Raw genomic sequence first — 18,276 nt, 5'->3', positions numbered from 1 at the left:
TCAGGCTGGCGCGAACTGCGCCGCGCCGCCGCTGCCGCGCTCCGGCCGCAGTTCGACGGGCATGCCGCAGCTCACCGAATCTGGTTCGCATTCAACGATATTGGCCGCCACCCGCAGACCGCTCTGTTCGGCGAGCTCGACGATGGCGATGACGTAGGGGGTGGGGATCTCCGGGTTGTAGGGGTGATGGTTGACCGTGTAGGTGAACACGGTGCCCCGCCCGGATACCGGCCGCGCCTGTAGCGTGCCCCCGCACTCGCGGCATACGCCACTGGCCGGATGTATCCAGCGCGCGCAGTCGTCGCAGTATTCGATGAGCAGCGGCCCGTCTGACACGACGAATACAGTACACTCTATTGATTCGATACGGTGTGGTCTGACGGGCGGTGGCATGACGCATTTCGAGAAAGACGCGATCCTGTCGGGCATCGGCATCTCGCGGATCGGCCGCCGCACCGGCATCCCGGGCTCAGAGTTGACCATGGAGGCGGTGCGCGCCGCCATCGAGGACGCCGGACTGACCGCGACCGACATCGACGGCATAGCGACCCTGGGCGACACGCCCGCGGCGGACGTCAACGCGCGGCTGGGCATCGAGGCCGCGGACTGCGGGTCGGGCTTCGGCACCGGTGGGCTGCTTTCGCCGGTGATGTCGGCATGCCGCGCGGTCGCCGAACGCCGCGCCCGCCACGTCGTCGTGTACCGGACGATACAAATGCTCGGTGGCACGGTGCCGGTCAAGCAGGAGGAGAACGCCGCGGCCCCGCCGTTGGCGCGGATGTTCGAAACACCCGAGGGCGAGCCGAAGCCGGCCGTCGGAGCGATGGACGACGTCAACGATCTGGTTGCGGCGCATGCCTATTCGGCCGCCAATTGGCTGGCACTGAACTGCCGCCGTCACATGGAGCTGTACGGGACCACCAAAGAACAGCTGGGCTGGATCGCGCTCAACGGCAGGCGCAACGCCGCATTGAATCCCCGTGCGGTGTACCGGGATCCGATGACGATGGCCGACTACCTGGGTGCGCGGCCGGTGTCCACCCCGCTCGGGCTGCTGGACTGTGATGTCCCGATCGACGGCTCGATCGCGGTGGTGGTGTCGCACGCGGAGTATGCCGCCGATTGTCCGCACCGCGCGGTGAAGGTGGAGGCGATCGGCGGGTCCGATGGAGCCGGTGGCTGGTTTCACCGCGCGGACTACCCGAAGATGGCGATGTCGGATGCCGCGGCGCAGATGTGGTTGCGAACCGAATTGAAGCCGGCCGACCTCGAAGTCGCCGAACTGTACGACGGATTCACCTATCTCACCCTGGCCTGGCTGGAGGCGCTCGGCATCTGCGGTGACGGCGAGGCCGGCCCGTTCGTCGAGGGCGGCGCGCGGATCGCCCGGGACGGACAGTTGCCGCTCAACACCTACGGGGGTCAACTTTCGGCCGGCCGCATGCACGGCTACTGGGCGCTGCACGAAGGGTGTCTGCAGTTGCGCGGCGACGCGGGGGAGCGGCAGGTATCGCGGCGTCCTGAGGTCGGCGTCGTATCCGTCGGCGGTGGGCCCGTCGCGGGGTGCATGCTGCTGACCTGTTGAGCACGAGTGTGATCGAGGTCGGATGATTAAGGAGCCCACGACCGGCCAGGCGAACAAACTCGCTTCGATGGTGGCCCGCGACATCGAAGCCGACATCGTGCGCCGCGGCTGGGCGATCGGCGAATCGCTGGGATCCGAACAGGCTCTGCAGCAGCGCTTCAAGGTGAGCCGATCGGTGCTGCGCGAGGCCGTGCGCCTGGTCGAACACCATCAGGTCGCTCGGATGCGGCGCGGCCCGGGCGGCGGCCTGTACATCTGCGAGCCCGACGCGGGACCGGCCACCCGCGCCGTCGTCATCTACCTCGAGTACTTGGGCACGACCCTGGGCGACTTGCTCAACGCCCGTTTGGTTCTCGAGCCGTTGGCGGCCTCGCTGGCCGCCGAGCGCATCGACGAGGCCGGCATCGCGCGGCTGCGGGCGGTGCTGCACGCCGAACAGCAGTGGAAGCCCGGCTTACCGGTGCCGCGCGACGAGTTCCACATCGCGCTGGCCGAGCAATCCAAAAACCCGGTGCTGCAACTGTTTATCGATGTCCTGATGAGGCTCACCACCCGCTACGCCCTGGCATCACGGACGGACTCGGCAACCGAGGCCATCGAGGCTGTCGACCATCTGCACGCCCACCACCTAGCGATCGTCGCCGCCGTCAACGCCGGTGATTCGGCGCGCGCCAAAACGCTGTCCGAGCGACACGTCGAGGCGGTGACCGGGTGGCTGCAGCGGCATCAAGCCGGCGACAGCGGCCGGGGGCGCCAAACGCGCCGGCGGCTCGATTCCGAGGCGCCCAGGGGAAAATTGGCCGAGCTGCTGGCCGCCACGATCGGTGACGACATCGCCGCCGGCGGCTGGCGGGTGGGTTCGGTCTTCGGCACCGAGACGGCCCTGCTGGAGCGCTATCGGGTGAGCCGCGCGGTGCTGCGCGAAGCGGTGCGGCTGCTCGAGTACCACTCGATAGCCCGCATGCGACGCGGCCCCGGCGGCGGGCTCGTGATCGCCGAACCCGCGGCGCAGGCCAGCATCGACACGATCGCCCTGTACCTGCAATACCGCGACCCGAGCCGTGAGGACTTGCGCTGCGTCCGCGACGCCATCGAGATCGACAACCTCACCAAGGTCGTCAAGCGACTCGGCGAATCCGACGTGGCGGCCTTTCTGGCCACCCATCGGCACGGGCTGCCGGAAAACTCCCGACCGACGGCCGACGACGTGCGCCGGGCGGTCGCGGAGGAGTTCGACTTCCACGTCGGGCTCGCGCAACTCGCCGGCAACAAAATGCTGGATCTGTTCCTGCGGATCATCGTCGAGTTGTTCCGCCGGCACTGGTCGAGCACCGGACAAGCGCTGCCGACCTGGTCAGACGTGCTCGCCGTGCACCACGCTCACCTGCGGATCGTCGAGGCGGTCGAGGCCGCCGATGAGAGCGTCGCGTGCTATCGCCTTCGCCGTCATCTCGACGCGGCCGCCTCCTGGTGGTTGTAGGCGCGTCGGCAACCGCCACCGCTGTGGCACGGCAGCGAAAGTGAACCAAATGTGATCTGTTGCGCGGTATAGCGAAGGCCCGTCCTGGGTACTGACACGGGGGAAAGGCGACGTCCGATCCCGCAGGGGGTTGGCATAAGTGATCGAAAGCGAGAGCGCTGAAGTGACGGCGGATAACGAAGCCAGGCAATACGGTTTCGTCCACACCGCACTGGTTTATCACTCTCAGCGGGAGTTTGTGGACCTGGTAAGCCGCTTCGTCGGCGACGGTTTGGCGCGGGACGAGGCGGTGCTGCTCGCCGTGCCGCCCGAGACGCTGGCGCCGCTGCGCGACGCGTTGTATTCCGCTGCCGAGTCGTCCGGCTATGTGCGCCTGGTCGACATCACCGAGTTGGCACGCAACCCGAGCCGGTTCATGGCGATGGAAGGCGCGTTCATCGACGAGCACCCGGAACAGCGAGTGCGCATTGTCAGCCAACTCGCGTGGCCAGGCCGCACCGAGCAGGAGTTCGTCGCCTGTGTCGAGCACGAGGCCCTGGTCAACGAGGCCATGGACGGCTACCCGGCGACCAGCCTGTGCTTGTACGACGCGACCCAGCTCGACGATGACGTGCTGGCGGACGCGCGCGCGACCCATCCGCTGCTGTGGGAATCCGGCACGCTGCAGCGCAGCCCGGCGTACGCCCCCGGCGACGTCTTGGAACGCTGCAACCGGCCATTGGCCGCCAGCCCCGGGGCCGTCACCTACATGGTCCGCAAGTCGGCGGATCTTCGGCCGGCCCGGTCCTTTGCCATCGACTATGCGGGCTGGATGGGGCTGTCCCAGGAAAGCATCGAAGATCTGCAACTGGTCGCCACCGAGCTGGCCACCAACAGCCTCATGTACACCGGGGGCGCCTGTCGGTTGGCCTTCTGGAAAGACGACGGGCATCTGGTTTGCGAGGCGCGCGACACCGGACGATTCGACGATCCACTGGTGGGCCGGCTGGACCCCGGCCCGCGCGGTCCCGCGAGTCGCGGCCTGTATCTGGTCAACGCCATCTCCGATCTGGTGCGCACCTACACCACCCGGACCGGCACGACGATTCAGGCGTATCTGCGCTTCGAACCCGCCGCAGGTCCGGCCGGCTAGCGCTGCACGAAAACAGCGACCCGCCGAGACCACGGGCCTCCGCGGGTCGCTCGTCTGTTCGGTCAGAGGCAGATGACCAAAACGCAGGTGCCACCGGTGGAGGTTCCACCGGTGGCGGTCCCGGTGGTCGTGGTTTCCAAACATCCGGTCGGGGCTAACAACACCATCATAAAAGTTGCGGTGGCCGCGGCGAGTTTCAATAACTTTTTGGCCCCAACTGAATTCATCTTCAATCCTTCCATCCAGGGCATACTGGGCGGGTAGTTATGCCCAACGAATGGATGCTACAACGACTATTTAACGCACGTAAAGACTAATTTATTTTTGCCGAGGTTCGCGATGGAGGAGTGCCATATTTAGGTCAAACATACACTGTGGCAACACCTTCTGAGAGGTCGTTGCACAAGAAACGGCATGCTTAGACATCGGTATGATCGAATGTATCGTTAATGTCTGCATCAAATAAATGCCCTAAACCACGGATCGAGCATGCCATGCTGATTCGCAATTGTGATATTCAGCCCACTCGAAAGTGGGGCCTATCTAATCTGTCACGGGCTGCGTCGACCCCGACGCGACATAAGGCGGTTATCGCAGATGGACAACGATTATCCGCTGGGATGCCCGTGCGACCTCCGGCCACCCCGAACCGACGAGCTTGATTTGTGGGCGGCCTAGCGCGACCACCTGGCGGAAATCCGCCAGCCGGACCAGCGTAAGGCGGTGTTCTGGCAGTCCCGCTACAGACAGATCAGGCTGCCGCAAGCCCCCGAACCGCCGATGACGCCATCGCCACCCGCCGCCGTGGTCGCGCATCCGGCCGGCAACACCATCACCGCGGCCGCCCCGAGGGCCGCGACCGCCACTTTGAGGGTTTTCTTGGTGTTCTTAGCCTTCATGATCGCGCCTTCCATGAGAGGGGTGTTCAACAGCCGTCTAATTGACTGCCGACCGAATCCTACCCCCCGTCAACAATGCCCAAACCGAACTTTTAGGATTGATTTCTATATTTTTTTGTACGGTGCGTTTGTGCGGCTCAGCGAGTTGCGGGCGCGGCTTCCGGAGGTCTAATGTCAACGCTCGTGCGCGTTTTCGAGCGTTTCGTAGTAGCTAGCACCCGCAGCGGGGTCTGATCCTGACCGACCCCCCGCTGTGGGTCGGAAGCTACTGCCGTCGGTCGCTCCAGCTGACTAGAGAAGGCCGGCACCATGACTTTTCCCGCGCGCAACCCCTTCCAACATTTTTCTCCCGCCAGTGTGTGGTTCGGCGAACGCTTCGGCGTCCCGCTGCCCCGCGGGCTGCGCGAACAGGCCGACACCATGTCCTGGGAGACCTTCGTCGCGACTTACGGGCGCAGCGCGGGGCTGCTGCGGCTCGGCCACTGGAAGTGCACCGACACCGACCGTCCCGGGACGCGACGGGGCCCGCAGGCCAACAACTTCCAGGCCGTGTTCGCCGTGGGCGACCGCATCAGCACCGTCACCGCCGCCGCCGGCGGGCCGATCGCCGCGTTGACCGCAATGCTGCACCAGCGCGGGATCACCGTCGAAATCGTGCAGTTCCATCAGATGCGGTCGGCCACCGGCATCGCCACGTTCATCCGCGGCAGTGACGGCGCGCGCACCGAGTGGGCAATGGGCTGGTCGGACGATGCGACACAGTCGGGGCTGCGCGCGGTGATCGCTTGCGCGAACCGGCTTTTCGCTGTCGAGTGACGCGGTCGCTCTCGCCGATCACCGGGTGAGTTTCATGTGCGCTAGCGCCGGTGATAGCGCACATGAAACTCGGTCCCTACCACGACGGCGGTGAATGACACGCCGTCGCGGAAGCTCTACAGGGGGCGCAGAACGATAGGCATGCCGTCCATCGGAATCGGCATCCCGCCGTAGTCCCAGCGCGGCTGGTAGCCGGGCCGGGCCAGCTCCAGGCGGTAGCGGCGCAGCAGCCGGTGCACCACGGTCTTGACCTCCAGCTGGCCGAACACCATGCCGATGCACTTGTGCGCACCACCGCCGAAGGGCGCGAACGCGTACCGGTGCTTCTTGTGCTCCGAGCGTGGTTCGGCGAACCGCTCGGGGTCGAATTTGTCTGGCTCCGTCCACAATTCGGGTAGCCGGTGGTTCATGCCGGGCCAGATGGTGATGTTGGTGCCGGCCGGGATGTAGTGGCCCAGCAGCTCGGTGTCGCGCACCGCCATTCGCATGTTGAACGGCAGCGGCGTCACCATGCGCAGCGATTCGTTCATGATCAGTTCGAGGGTTTCCAGCTTCTCCAGCGACTCGATGTCCAGGGGCCCGTCGCCGAGGCGGGCCGACTCCTCGCGCGCCCGCTCCTGCCACTGCGGGTTGGCGGCCATGTTGTAGACCATCGTGGTGGTCGTCGAGGTGGACGTGTCGTGGGCGGCCATCATCAAGAAGATCATGTGGTTGACGATGTCTTCGTCGGTGAAGCTGTTGCCGTCGTCGTCCTCGGTGTGACACAGCACCGTGAGCATGTCGTTGCCGGTGGCGTTGCGGCGGTCCCGGACCCGCTCGATGAAGTAGTCCTCGAGCAGCTGGCGGGCCTTGAGTCCCCGCCACCATTTGAACGGTGGAATCGGCTGCCGGATGATGGCGCCGCCGGCCCGGGTCGTCGTGGTGAACGCCTGATTGACCTTGGTGACCAGGTCGTGGTCGGATCCCGGCTCGTGCCCCATGAACACCAGCGACGCGATGTCGAGGGTGAGTTCCTTCATCGCCGGGTGGAACAGGAACCGCGCGTCGTTTGTCGGCCAGTTGGCGACGATGCCGGTGGCCACCCGGTCGATGTGCTCGACGTAGCCGGTCAGCCGGCTGCGGGTGAACGCCTCCTGCATGATCCGGCGGTGGTACATGTGCTCGTCGAAGTCGAGCATCATCAGGCCGCGGTTGAAGAACGGCCCGATCACCGGGTGCCAGCCCTTTTGCGAGAAGTCCTTGTTGCGGTTGGAGAACACGGCCTGGGTGGCGTCGGGACCGAGCGCGGTGACCGCCGGCATGATCGGTGAGTCCAGATAGATCAGCGGCCCCTTGTTCCGGTAAAGGTACAACGCGTAGTCCGGGCCGCCGCGGAACAGCTCGATGATGTGGCCGAGGATCGGGAGCCCGGCGTCGCCCAACACCGGCTTCAGGTCGCTGCCCGCGGGCGGTTCTGCCAAAACTTTCGTGTCCCATTCGTGGGCGAGCAGGCGCTTCTCGATCGCCCCCATGCCCGGGATCGTGTTCAGCGTCGGGGTGAACCGGCGCCGCGCCTGATCCAGCAGGTAGTGCGGGGTGCTGATGGTGGCGGTCATAATCGCTCCTTTTGCGTGCCCTCTCAGGTGACGGCCGTCACTGATCCATACCTTCGCCGAAAAACTTGACGGCTGTCAAGTTTGCTTTTTTGGCGGCGTGGTGCAAGGTCAGGGAGTGACCAGCGAACCCGCCACTCCCGAGCCGGGCGCACGACGGCGTGGCGACAAGCAACGCCAGGCGATCGTGCAGGCGGTGCGTGAATTGCTGCAGGAAAAGCCTTTTGCCGAGCTGTCGGTCAGCACCATCAGTCTGCGGGCTGGGGTGGCCCGGTCCGGCTTCTACTTCTATTTCGACTCCAAATACGCGGTGCTGGCGCAGCTGATGGCCGAAGCCACCGAAGAACTCGAGGAGCTCACGCAGTACTTCGCGCCACGCCAGCCGGGGGAGTCGCCAGAGGAGTTCGCCAAGCGGATGGTCGGCAGCGCGGCGGCGGTCTACGCGCACAACGACCCGCTGATGACCGCCTGCAACGAGGCCCGCCACACCGACGTCGAGATCCGCGACCTGCTGGATCAGCAGTTCGAGGTGGTGCTGGGCCAGATCGTCGGGATTGTGGAGGCCGAGATGAAGGCCGGAACGGCCAACCCGATCAGCGATGACCTGCCGACCCTGATCCGCACCCTGGCCGGCACCACCGCGCTGATGTTGACCGGGGACCCGGTGCTGGCCGGATCCGACAGCGATCGGGACCGACGGGTGCGCGTGCTCGAGCGGCTGTGGTTGCACGCGCTGTGGGCGGGCCGTCCCTAGGGCGGTGGTACCGCCGGTATCGTCACCGCCATGGCGCAGAGGAGATCCAGGCGGTCTTTTGCGGGGAAGCGGTGCCTCGTCACCGGTGCGGCCAGCGGCATCGGGCGTGCCACGGCTTTACGGCTGGCCGCGCAGGGCGCCGAACTCTATCTGACCGACCGGGACCGCGATGGTCTGGAGCAGACCGCGGCCGACGCGCGCGCGCTGGGCGGTCAGGTCGCCGAGCACCGGGCCCTGGACATCGCCGACTATGACCAGGTGGCGGCTTTCGCGGCCGACATCCACGCCGCACATCCGAGCATGGACGTCGTGGCGAACATCGCCGGCGTCTCGGCGTGGGGCACCGTCGACCGGCTCACCCACGAGCAGTGGCGCAAGATGATCGACATCAACCTGATGGGCCCGATCCACGTCATCGAGACGTTCGTCCCGCCAATGGTGGCGGCCAAGCGCGGCGGGCATCTGGTCAACGTGTCCTCGGCGGCCGGGCTGGTGGCCCTGCCGTGGCACGCCGCCTACAGCGCCAGCAAGTACGGATTGCGCGGCCTGTCGGAGGTGCTGCGCTTCGACCTGGCCCGCCACCGCATAGGCGTGTCGGTGGTGGTGCCGGGCGCGGTAAACACCCCGTTGGTGAACACCGTGGAGATCGCGGGGGTGGACCGCGAAGACCCCGATGTTGCGCGGTGGGTGCGGCGGTTCGCCGGCCACGCGGTGTCGCCGGAGAGGGCCGCCGACAAAATCCTGGCCGGGGTGGCCAAGAACCGATACCTGATCTACACCTCGGCCGACATCCGCGCGTTCTATGCGTTCAAAAGGCTTGCGTGGTGGCCCTATAGCGTCGCGATGCGCCAGGTGAACCTGATCTTCACCCGGGCGCTACGGCCCGGCCCGCCGCTGGTCCGGCATGACCAGCTCGAGGCGCACCCCCAGCAATCGGACCGGCCGGTCGAGCTCGAATAGGTCGAGGACCCGAAGGGCCGCGGCCACGATGACGTCGCGGTCGGTGCTGGGCGCGTCGAGCTTGCGAATCTTGGTGCGCGTGTAGAAGGTCGTGGTTCGCACGGTGACCGCCACCCGGGTCACCACCCGGCCCGCCGCCAACACATCCGTCAGCGCCTGTTCGGCCAAATCAGTTACGGCCGCGTCCATTTCGGGGCGATCGGTGAGATCGCGCGGGAAGGTGACTACGTGGCTGCGCGAGCGCGGCACCCACGGCTCGGCGCTGACGTGGCTGTCGCCGCCGCCCTTGGCCAGCAGTAGCAGCCACAGCCCGGTGCGGGGGCCGAACGTCGACGTCAGCAGCTCAGCGTCGCAGTGGGCCAGTTGCCACACCGTCGTAATGTCAAGTTCGGCAAGCTTTTTCGCCGTCTTGGGGCCCACGCCCCATAGCGCGTGGACGGGTCGCTCGGCCATCACCGGCATCCAGTTCGCGTCGGTCAGCACGAAAATGCCGCCCGGTTTCGCGAATCCGGTGGCGACCTTGGCGCGCTGCTTGTTGTCGCTGATGCCGACCGAGCAGGACAGCCCGGTTTCGGTGGAGATGACGCTGCGGATCTGCTCGGCGACCTCGCCGGGATCCCGCGCCGTCACCGCGACATAGGCCTCGTCCCAGCCCCATACTTCGACTGGATGGCCCAGATCGCGCAGCACCCCCATCACCTGATCGGACGCCGCGTCGTAGGCGGCCGGATCCGAGGGCAGGAAGGTGGCATCGGGGCAGCGGCGGGCGGCGGCGCGCAGCGGCATGCCCGCTCGCACACCGAACTCCCGGGCCTCGTACGAGGCGCAGGTGACGACCTTGCGCGGTTCGTTCGGGTCGCCGCTGCCACCGACGATGACTGGCAGCCCGGCCAACTCGGGATGGCGGCGCAACTCGACCGAGGCCAGAAACTGATCGAGGTCGACGTGCAGAACCCAATTCGTGGCGTTCACCGCCCGCACAGCTTGCGGGCCAGACTCTCCCACGCGTCGCCCAACGTCGCCAGCGTGTGACCACCCTCGGCCAGTTGATGCTCGACGTAGTCCACGTCCAGCAGCGCGAGCAACGCGTCGGTCTGGGCATCGAGGTCGCCGGTGGAATCGGCCGCCTTGAGCAACATCCGCACGTGCGTGCGCAACACCATGGCCGGTGCGTTGTGCCGGTGCTGCGGGTCGCGATTCGCCGCGGACAGCAGTTCGCGATGGTCGTGAGCGAAGCGGATCCGCTCGCGGCCGAACGCGACCAGCCGGTCCGTCGGTGGGGCGCCGGGCCCCAGGGGCGGCGGACCGAACAGGAACGCCTGTTGAACGGCCTGCTCGTCTTCGTCGAGCAGCACTATCATCAGGCCGGCCCGGCTGCCGAAGCGGCGGAACAGCGTGCCCTTGCCGACTCCGGCGGCCGCGGCGATGTCGTCGGTGGTGACGGCGTCGGCGCCGCGCTCGGCGACCAGGTTTCGGGCAGCCTGGAGGAGCAGGGCCCGGTTGCGTGCCGCGTCGCCCCGTTCCTGGTGCACCACCTGGGGCGCGAACACGTGCAACTCACCGGACCGCTCGCTCATTCCTGCACTGTAACGCCGCCGGAATAAATCGGACTATAGTCCGGTTTGGCCGTGCGACGATGTACACAACGATCGAAGGGAACTGGAAAACAGTGGCTATCAAAGTCTTGGCGTTGGTGGGAAGCCTGCGGGCCGCGTCGATCAACCGCCAGATCGCCGAATTGGCGGCAGCGGTCGCCGCCGACGACGTAACCGTCACGATCTTCGAAGGCCTCGGTGAACTGCCGTTCTACAACGAGGAGATCGATGACGCGATGACCGCCGACGCGCCGCCGCTGGCCCCGGTGGCCGCGCTGCGCGCCGCGGCTGCCGACACCGACGCCGCCCTGGTGGTCACTCCGGAGTACAACGGCAGCTACCCGGCCGTCGTCAAGAACGCGATCGACTGGCTGTCGCGCCCGTTCGGCGACGGCGCTCTGAAAGGCAAGCCCCTGGCGGTCATCGGGGGATCTTTCGGCCAGTACGGCGGGGTGTGGGCGCACGACGACACCCGCAAGTCCTTCGGCATCGCCGGCGCGCGAGTGGTCGAGGCGATCAAGCTGTCGGTGCCGTTCAAGACTTTGGCGGGCAAGGCCCCCGCCGAGCACGCCGAGCTGTCGGCGAACGTGCGCGACGCGGTCGGCAAGCTGGCCGCCGAGGTCGGCTGATTGACGGAAGCCAACAAGCCGCTCGCCGGGCGACCAGCGCGGTTGCCATAACCGAATAGCAGAAGCCGCCAGCTCCGCCTGGCGGCTTTGCTAGCTCAGGGGTGGGCCCGTCGCCGTCGGCGGTGTTGTCGGTGGTCGCTGCTATACCAATCCGTAGCGGTGCCTCCGCTGCGGCGTGTGATCTGCGACACGCCGAGCGGGCGTCCAGATCCATCCGCCGACAGGGCTCACGACCAGGGAATTTCAAAATTGTTATTCAGAACATCTTGTATCTCGACAACTTGTCACCCACTAGGTGTAGTGTTTCGAGCACCGGCAGATCCCGGGACCGCCAAGCCAGCCAGGCTCGGCGACCCACCCGACATCGGCGCCCACGGGTCGTTCGACCTCGACCGCCGCACGACGGGAATCACGGGGCCTGACGGATCGCTGAACCTAGCAATGACGCAGTCCAAAAGTAGTTGCCAGTCCATCGGGTCCCCTCTTCCACAAAGGAGCGGCGTTCTATGAGCATCACCGTGTACACCAAGCCGGCATGTGTGCAGTGCAGCGCCACCTACAAGGCGCTGGACAAGCAGGGCATCGCCTACGAAAAGGTCGACATCTCGCTGGACGCCGAGGCGCGTGACTACGTGATGGCCCTGGGATACCTGCAGGCCCCCGTCGTGGTGGCCGGTAACGAGCATTGGTCGGGTTTCCGGCCGGACCGCATCAAGGCGCTCTCCGCGGCGGAACTGAGCGCGTAAGGCAAGACGTCGGGTAAGGAGGTTGCGGTGCAGTCGCGCAACCCAGGTTGGACGAATGGCGACCCGCTTCGCCCGGTTGCGCCGCGCCTGCGATCGCCAGTGGTCTATTTCTCTTCGGTGTCGGAGAACACCCACCGCTTCGTGGAGAAGCTGGGGATCCCCGCCACGCGGATTCCCCTGCATGGCCGCATCGAGGTGGACCAGCCCTACGTCCTCGTCCTGCCCACTTACGGCGGAGGCCGGGCCACCCCCGACCTCAACGCCGGCGGGTACGTCCCCAAGCAGGTCATCGCCTTTTTGAACAACGAGCACAACCGGTCGTTGATCCGCGGCGTCATCGCCGCGGGCAACAACAACTTCGGCGCCGAATTCGCCTACGCGGGCAACGTGATCTCGCGCAAGTGCGGCGTTCCGTACCTCTACCGCTTCGAACTCATGGGAACCCAAGACGACGTGGAAGCCGTCCGCGCGGGCTTAGCCGATTTCTGGAAGGAACAGACGTGTCACCAACCGTCGCTGCAGAGCCTGTAACCACCGGAGCCCACGCGTTGCCGGGGGAGACGGATTATCACGCGCTCAACGCGATGCTGAATCTGTACGACGCGGACGGCAAGATTCAGTTCGACAAGGACCGCGAGGCCGCGCATCAGTACTTCCTGCAGCACGTCAACCAGAACACGGTGTTCTTCCACAATCAGGACGAGAAGCTCGACTACCTGATCAAGGAGAACTATTACGAGCGTGAGGTTCTCGACCAGTACAGCCGCAACTTCGTCAAGACGCTCCTGGACCGCGCCTACGCCAAGAAGTTTCGGTTCCCGACGTTTTTGGGCGCCTTCAAGTACTACACCTCCTACACGCTGAAGACGTTCGACGGCAAGCGTTACCTGGAGCGCTTCGAGGACCGCGTGGTCATGGTGGCGCTGACGCTGGCCGCCGGCGACACCGTCCTGGCCGAAAAGCTCGTCGACGAGATCATCGACGGGCGATTCCAGCCGGCCACCCCGACGTTTTTGAACTCGGGCAAGAAACAGCGCGGCGAACCGGTGAGCTGCTTTTTGCTGCGCATCGAGGACAACATGGAGTCGATCGGGCGATCGATCAACTCCGCGCTGCAGCTGTCCAAGCGGGGCGGGGGAGTTGCGTTGCTGCTGAGCAACATTCGCGAGCACGGCGCCCCGATCAAAAACATCGAGAACCAGTCCTCGGGCGTCATCCCGATCATGAAGCTGCTCGAGGACTCCTTCTCCTACGCCAACCAGCTCGGCGCGCGGCAGGGCGCCGGCGCGGTGTACCTGCACGCGCATCACCCGGACATCTACCGGTTCCTGGACACCAAGCGCGAGAACGCCGACGAGAAGATCCGCATCAAGACGCTGAGTTTGGGCGTGGTGATTCCCGACATCACCTTCGAGCTGGCCAAGAAGAACGAGGACATGTATCTGTTCTCGCCGTACGACGTCGAGCGGGTCTACGGTCTGCCGTTCGCCGACATCTCGGTCACCGAGAAGTACTACGAGATGGTCGACGACGCCCGCATCCGCAAGACCAAGATCAAGGCCCGCGAGTTCTTCCAGACGCTGGCCGAGCTGCAGTTCGAATCCGGCTACCCCTACATCATGTTCGAGGACACGGTGAACCGGGCCAACCCGATCGACGGCAAGATCACCCACTCCAATTTGTGCTCGGAGATCCTGCAGGTCTCCACGCCGTCGGTGTTCAACGATGACTTGTCGTATGCCAAAGTGGGCAAGGACATTTCGTGCAACCTCGGGTCGCTGAACATCGCCAAGACGATGGACTCGCCCGACTTCGCGCAGACCATCGAGGTCGCGATCCGCGCGCTGACGGCGGTGAGCGATCAGACGCATATCACCTCGGTGCCCTCAATCGAACAGGGCAACAACGAGTCTCATGCCATCGGGCTCGGCCAGATGAACCTGCACGGCTATCTGGCCCGCGAACGCATCCACTATGGCTCAGAAGAAGGTGTCGACTTCACCAACATCTACTTCTACACCGTGCTCTACCACGCGCTGCGCGCGTCGAACCGCATTGCGATCGAGCGGGGAATCAAGTTCGGCGGCTTCGAGAAGTCGAAGTACGCCTCGGGTGAGTTCTTCGACAAGTACACCGAGCGGGTGTGGGAGCCGGCCACCCCGCGGGTGCGAGAGATCTTCGCCGAGGCGGGCATTCGCATTCCGACGCAGGAGGATTGGCAGCGGCTGAAGAAGTCGGTGCAACAGCACGGCATCTATAACCAGAACCTGCAGGCCGTCCCGCCGACCGGATCGATCAGCTACATCAACCACTCGACCAGCTCGATCCACCCGGTGGCCAGCAAGATCGAGATCCGTAAGGAAGGCAAGATCGGCCGCGTCTACTACCCGGCGCCGTACCTGACCAACGACAACCTGGAGTACTACCAGGACGCCTACGAGATCGGTTACGAGAAGATCATCGACACCTACGCCGCGGCCACCCAGCACGTGGACCAGGGGCTGAGCCTGACGCTGTTCTTCAAGGACACCGCCACCACCCGCGACGTGAACAAGGCGCAGATCTACGCCTGGCGCAAGGGCATCAAGACGCTGTACTACATCCGCCTTCGTCAGCTGGCTTTGGAGGGAACAGAAGTCGAGGGCTGCGTGTCCTGCATGCTCTAAACCTCGCGCCGATCGGGCAGTCTGCCCAGGTCAGAAGGCGCGACGGGGTAAGGTGCTTTAGGTGGTGAGAATTCCCCGACCGCACCCCAGCGTCAAGCCCGGGTCCAAGGTCGACGCGCGCAGCGAGCGCTGGCGCGAGCACCGCAAGAAAGTGCGCAACGAAATCGTCGACGCGGCCTTCCGCGCGATCGACCGGCTCGGCCCCGAACTGTCCGTGCGAGAAATCGCCGAGGAGGCCGGCACCGCCAAGCCGAAGATCTACCGACACTTCCACGACAAGTCCGATCTGTTCCAGGCGATCGGGGAGCGGCTGCGCGACATGCTGTGGGCGGCGATCTTCGCGTCCATCGACCTGAAAACCGACTCGGCCCGCGAGGTGATCCGGCGCAGCGTCGAAGAGTACGTGATCCTGATCGACAAGCACCCCAACGTGCTGCGCGTGTTCATCCAGGGCCGCTCGGCGGCCAGCCCCCAGATTCTCGACGAGGGGCGCGGCATCACCCTGGCCGTGGCCGACATGTTCGACAACGAGCTGCGCGAGATGGAACTCGACCACGCGGCGGTCGAACTGGCCGGCAACGCGGCGTTCGGCTGCGCCGCCTCGGCCACGGAGTGGTGGCTGGGTCCCGAGCCGGACAGCCCGCGGCTGATGTCGCGCGAGCAGTTCGTCGCGCACCTGACCACCATCATGATGGGGGTCATCGTCGGAACCGCCGAGGCGCTGGGCATCACGATGAATCCAGACCTGCCGATTCACGACATGGTCACCGTTAAGCCGGCCGCGGGCTGAGCGCGCTCCCGCGTTGACAACCGCCGTGGCCATCGATAACACTCGTCCGAACCGATACCCTGGGTACTGGGTATCTGCGTCGGCGAGGAGCGCAGCCGAAGACGCCGGCTAACGCCGACCCGCGCCACGCCTGAACAGAAGGACCGATCGACCGTGACCGACGTCGTGACACAAACCGAGACCATTGCGGCGGCCACCGCCTCGAAGCCCGTGCACACGCGCGCCGTGATCATCGGGACCGGATTCTCCGGTCTGGGGATGGCGATCGCGCTGCAGAAGCAGGGCGTCGGCTTCGTCATCCTGGAAAAGGCCGGCGACATCGGGGGCACCTGGCGGGACAACAGCTACCCCGGGTGCGCCTGCGACATCCCGTCGCACCTGTACTCGTTCTCGTTCGAGCCCAAGCCCGACTGGAAGAACCCGTTCTCGTTCCAGCCCGAGATCTGGGACTACCTCAAGGGCGTCACCGAGAAGTATGGGCTGCGCCGCTACATCGAGTTCGACTCGCTGGTGGATCGAGCCCACTGGGACGATGACGAGAACCGCTGGCACGTGTTCACCGCCGACGGGCGCGAATACGTCGCCCAGTTCCTGATCTCGGGTGCGGGCGCGCTGCACGTCCCGTCCTTCCCCGACATCGAGGGCCGCGACGAATTCCGTGGCGCCGCTTTCCATTCCGCCGAGTGGGACCACACCGTCGACCTCACCGGCAAGCGAGTGGCCGTCATCGGGACCGGCGCGAGCGCGATCCAGATCGTGCCGGAGATCGTCGGGCAGGTCGCCAAACTTGCGCTCTACCAACGCACTCCGCCGTGGGTGGTGCCGCGTTCGAACCCCGAGATTCCGCCGGCGGTGCGCCGGGCCATGGAAAACGTGCCCGGGCTGCGCGCGCTGGTCCGCCTCGCGATCTACTGGGGGCAGGAGGCGCTGGCCTTCGGCATGACCAAGCGGCCGAACCTGCTCAGGTTCATCGAGTCCTACTGCAAATACAACATTCGCCGGGCGGTCAAGGACAAGGAGTTGCGGCGCAAGTTGATCCCGAATTACCGCATCGGCTGCAAGCGAATCCTGAATTCCTCCACCTATTACGGCGCGGTCGCCGATCCGAAGACCGAACTTGTCACCGACCACATCGCACGGATTACCGCCGACGGCATCGTGACCGCCGACGGCATCCACCGGCCCGCCGACGTCATCGTCTACGCCACCGGCTTCCACGTCACCGACTCCTACACCTACGTTCAGGTCAAGGGCCTGCACGGCGAGGACCTGGTGGACCGGTGGAACCGTGAGGGCATCGGCGCGCACCGCGGCATCACCGTCGCCGACGTGCCCAACCTGTTCTTCCTGCTGGGACCCAACACCGGGCTGGGACACAACTCGGTGGTGTTCATGATCGAATCTCAAATTCGTTACGTCGCAGACGCGATCGCGACCTGCGACAAGCTGGGCGCACAGGCGCTGGCCCCCACCCGCGCCGCCCAGGACAAATTCAACGACGAGCTGCAGCGCAGACTGCGCCCCTCGGTGTGGAACAGCGGTGGCTGCAGCAGCTGGTATCTGGACGAGCACGGCAAGAACACCGTGCTCTGGGGCGGTTACACCTGGGAATACTGGCGGGCGACCCGTTCGGTCAAGCCGGACGAATACCAGTTCTACGGCGTGAACATGGGCACGCGGGCGGCGGTCTAAGACCCGATCGAAGTCGTTGCGGCGCTGAGTTGTTGCCGCGATGGCGACCTCCTGGCGAAGGATCGCAGGTTCTGACGCATGATGCGGTCCAGCATCCGGTCGGACACCACGCGGTTGATCCGCAGCAGGAGCGCCGCGTCGCGTCCGATGGTGTAGCGCGTGCGGGGACGCGATGCGGTCGCGGCCTTGGCGACCACCTTCGCGGCGTGTTCGGCCGACACGCCCTCCTCGCCGAACGACCGGGCCTGCGCCGTGACGGCCGCGATGAGATCGCCGTAGCGGGCGAGTTGGGCATCGGTCAGGTTGGCCATCAGTCCCTTGGCGGTGGCGATTCCGCGCTCGGCCATCTCGGTTTTGACCGCGCCGGGTTCGATGACGACCACCTTGATGCCGAACTCGGCGACCTCACGCCGCAATGCGTCACTGGCGGCTTCGAGGGCGAACTTCGAACCGGCGTACGCGCCATACGTCGGCAACACCACCTTGCCGCCGACGGAGCTGATGTTGACCACGGTGCCCGAGCTGAGCAGCAGGGCCGGCAACAGGGCCTGGGTCATCGCGATGTGGCCGAACAGATTTACCTCGAACTGCCGGCGCCACTGGTCTACCGGCAGCGTTTCGACCGGAGAATTGACCGCGATCCCGGCGTTGTTGACCAGGGCTCGCAACCGACGGCGCAGCGGATCGCGCGCGACGCGGTCGGCGATGGCGGCCACGTCCGTTCCCATCGTGATGTCCAGGATCTGCGGCTCGATGTTCTCTGCGCGCAGCGCGTCCGCGTCCGCCTCGCGGCGCACACCCGCCAACACGTGAAAACCCTTGCGGGCCAGTTCTCGAGCGATGGCCGCGCCGATGCCCGTCGAAGCACCGGTTACGACGATCAGCTCATTGCGGGCGGCGCGAGTCGACGACATCATGGGTTCTCCAATCGAGGGGAGCG

19 protein-coding genes are annotated in these 18,276 nt (G+C 65.7%); 13 read left to right on the top strand and 6 right to left on the bottom strand.

Going from position 1 to position 18,276, the window contains the following annotated elements:
* On the bottom strand, positions 1–336 hold the full coding sequence (locus BST14_RS10095) for a Zn-ribbon domain-containing OB-fold protein (RefSeq protein ID WP_083064368.1): 336 nt from the start codon (positions 334–336) through the stop codon (positions 1–3).
* Positions 337–391: 55 nt separating this feature from the next.
* Here BST14_RS10095 and BST14_RS10090 point away from each other — a divergent pair, with 55 nt between their 5' ends.
* The 4 genes from BST14_RS10090 (at position 392) to BST14_RS10075 (ending at position 4,461) form a co-directional block, all read left to right on the top strand.
* Positions 392–1,585 (top strand): thiolase family protein, encoded by a 1,194-nt coding sequence (locus BST14_RS10090; RefSeq protein ID WP_083064367.1) that lies wholly within the window; start codon positions 392–394, stop codon positions 1,583–1,585.
* 22 nt (positions 1,586–1,607) lie between these two features.
* Entirely contained in the window at positions 1,608–3,065 is a 1,458-nt protein-coding gene (locus BST14_RS10085; protein ID WP_083064366.1) for a FadR/GntR family transcriptional regulator, read from the top strand.
* Between the two features lie 139 nt (positions 3,066–3,204).
* On the top strand, positions 3,205–4,197 hold the full coding sequence (locus tag BST14_RS10080; RefSeq protein WP_083064365.1) for a sensor histidine kinase: 993 nt from the start codon (positions 3,205–3,207) through the stop codon (positions 4,195–4,197).
* A 72-nt stretch (positions 4,198–4,269) separates the two neighbouring features.
* On the top strand, positions 4,270–4,461 hold the full coding sequence (locus BST14_RS10075) for a hypothetical protein (protein WP_083064364.1): 192 nt from the start codon (positions 4,270–4,272) through the stop codon (positions 4,459–4,461).
* A 476-nt stretch (positions 4,462–4,937) separates the two neighbouring features.
* Here the strand turns inward: BST14_RS10075 and BST14_RS30325 are convergent, their stop codons facing one another.
* Positions 4,938–5,096, bottom strand: coding sequence for a hypothetical protein (locus tag BST14_RS30325; protein WP_169926069.1), 159 nt, complete (start codon positions 5,094–5,096; stop codon positions 4,938–4,940).
* A gap of 309 nt (positions 5,097–5,405) precedes the next feature.
* Here BST14_RS30325 and BST14_RS10070 point away from each other — a divergent pair, with 309 nt between their 5' ends.
* Positions 5,406–5,912, top strand: coding sequence for a 2-isopropylmalate synthase (locus tag BST14_RS10070; RefSeq protein ID WP_083064363.1), 507 nt, complete (start codon positions 5,406–5,408; stop codon positions 5,910–5,912).
* Between the two features lie 116 nt (positions 5,913–6,028).
* On the opposite strand, the gene BST14_RS10065 is transcribed toward BST14_RS10070, so the two are convergent.
* Positions 6,029–7,507: a cytochrome P450 gene (locus BST14_RS10065; RefSeq protein WP_083064362.1), complete on the bottom strand. Its 1,479-nt coding sequence runs from the start codon at positions 7,505–7,507 to the stop codon at positions 6,029–6,031.
* Between the two features lie 115 nt (positions 7,508–7,622).
* Between BST14_RS10065 and BST14_RS10060 the strand changes: the two genes are divergently transcribed.
* Positions 7,623–8,258 (top strand): TetR/AcrR family transcriptional regulator, encoded by a 636-nt coding sequence (locus BST14_RS10060; protein WP_083064361.1) that lies wholly within the window; start codon positions 7,623–7,625, stop codon positions 8,256–8,258.
* A 30-nt stretch (positions 8,259–8,288) separates the two neighbouring features.
* A complete protein-coding gene (locus tag BST14_RS10055; protein WP_083064360.1) occupies positions 8,289–9,218 on the top strand; it encodes an SDR family oxidoreductase in 930 nt (309 codons plus the stop codon).
* On the opposite strand, the gene BST14_RS10050 is transcribed toward BST14_RS10055, so the two are convergent.
* Together BST14_RS10050 and BST14_RS10045 are read right to left on the bottom strand one after the other, a co-directional pair.
* Positions 9,135–10,190: a DNA polymerase IV gene (locus tag BST14_RS10050; protein WP_083064417.1), complete on the bottom strand. Its 1,056-nt coding sequence runs from the start codon at positions 10,188–10,190 to the stop codon at positions 9,135–9,137. The genes BST14_RS10055 and BST14_RS10050 overlap by 84 nt on opposite strands.
* Positions 10,187–10,795 (bottom strand): TetR/AcrR family transcriptional regulator, encoded by a 609-nt coding sequence (locus BST14_RS10045; RefSeq protein ID WP_083064359.1) that lies wholly within the window; start codon positions 10,793–10,795, stop codon positions 10,187–10,189. The genes BST14_RS10050 and BST14_RS10045 overlap by 4 nt, the downstream gene beginning before the upstream one ends.
* 59 nt (positions 10,796–10,854) lie before the next feature.
* Here BST14_RS10045 and BST14_RS10040 point away from each other — a divergent pair, with 59 nt between their 5' ends.
* From BST14_RS10040 to BST14_RS10010, 6 genes are all read left to right on the top strand, one after another.
* On the top strand, positions 10,855–11,442 hold the full coding sequence (locus BST14_RS10040) for an NAD(P)H-dependent oxidoreductase (protein ID WP_083064358.1): 588 nt from the start codon (positions 10,855–10,857) through the stop codon (positions 11,440–11,442).
* A gap of 506 nt (positions 11,443–11,948) precedes the next feature.
* Positions 11,949–12,188, top strand: coding sequence for a redoxin NrdH (locus tag BST14_RS10030; protein ID WP_083064357.1), 240 nt, complete (start codon positions 11,949–11,951; stop codon positions 12,186–12,188).
* A gap of 87 nt (positions 12,189–12,275) precedes the next feature.
* On the top strand, positions 12,276–12,719 hold the full coding sequence (gene nrdI / locus BST14_RS10025; RefSeq protein WP_083064416.1) for a class Ib ribonucleoside-diphosphate reductase assembly flavoprotein NrdI: 444 nt from the start codon (positions 12,276–12,278) through the stop codon (positions 12,717–12,719).
* Positions 12,689–14,854 (top strand): class 1b ribonucleoside-diphosphate reductase subunit alpha, encoded by a 2,166-nt coding sequence (gene nrdE, locus BST14_RS10020; protein WP_083064356.1) that lies wholly within the window; start codon positions 12,689–12,691, stop codon positions 14,852–14,854. The genes nrdI and nrdE overlap by 31 nt, the downstream gene beginning before the upstream one ends.
* 61 nt (positions 14,855–14,915) lie before the next feature.
* Complete coding sequence (locus BST14_RS10015) at positions 14,916–15,644, top strand: TetR/AcrR family transcriptional regulator (RefSeq protein WP_083064355.1); 729 nt, start codon at positions 14,916–14,918, stop codon at positions 15,642–15,644.
* A 153-nt stretch (positions 15,645–15,797) separates the two neighbouring features.
* Positions 15,798–17,336, top strand: a complete 1,539-nt coding sequence (locus tag BST14_RS10010) for a flavin-containing monooxygenase (RefSeq protein WP_083064354.1) — start codon at positions 15,798–15,800, stop codon at positions 17,334–17,336.
* Here the strand turns inward: BST14_RS10010 and BST14_RS10005 are convergent.
* Positions 17,333–18,253 carry an SDR family NAD(P)-dependent oxidoreductase gene (locus BST14_RS10005; RefSeq protein WP_083064353.1) on the bottom strand — a complete coding sequence of 307 codons (921 nt, stop codon included), beginning with the start codon at positions 18,251–18,253 and terminating at the stop codon, positions 17,333–17,335. The genes BST14_RS10010 and BST14_RS10005 overlap by 4 nt on opposite strands.
* Positions 18,254–18,276: the final 23 nt, after the last annotated feature.

The sequence above is a fragment of the Mycobacterium arosiense ATCC BAA-1401 = DSM 45069 genome (assembly GCF_002086125.1).
In the GTDB taxonomy this organism is placed as follows: Bacteria; Actinomycetota; Actinomycetes; order Mycobacteriales; family Mycobacteriaceae; genus Mycobacterium; species Mycobacterium arosiense.
Note: the sequence above shows the minus strand (reverse complement) of the source record. Positions and strands in the feature narration are given on the sequence as shown.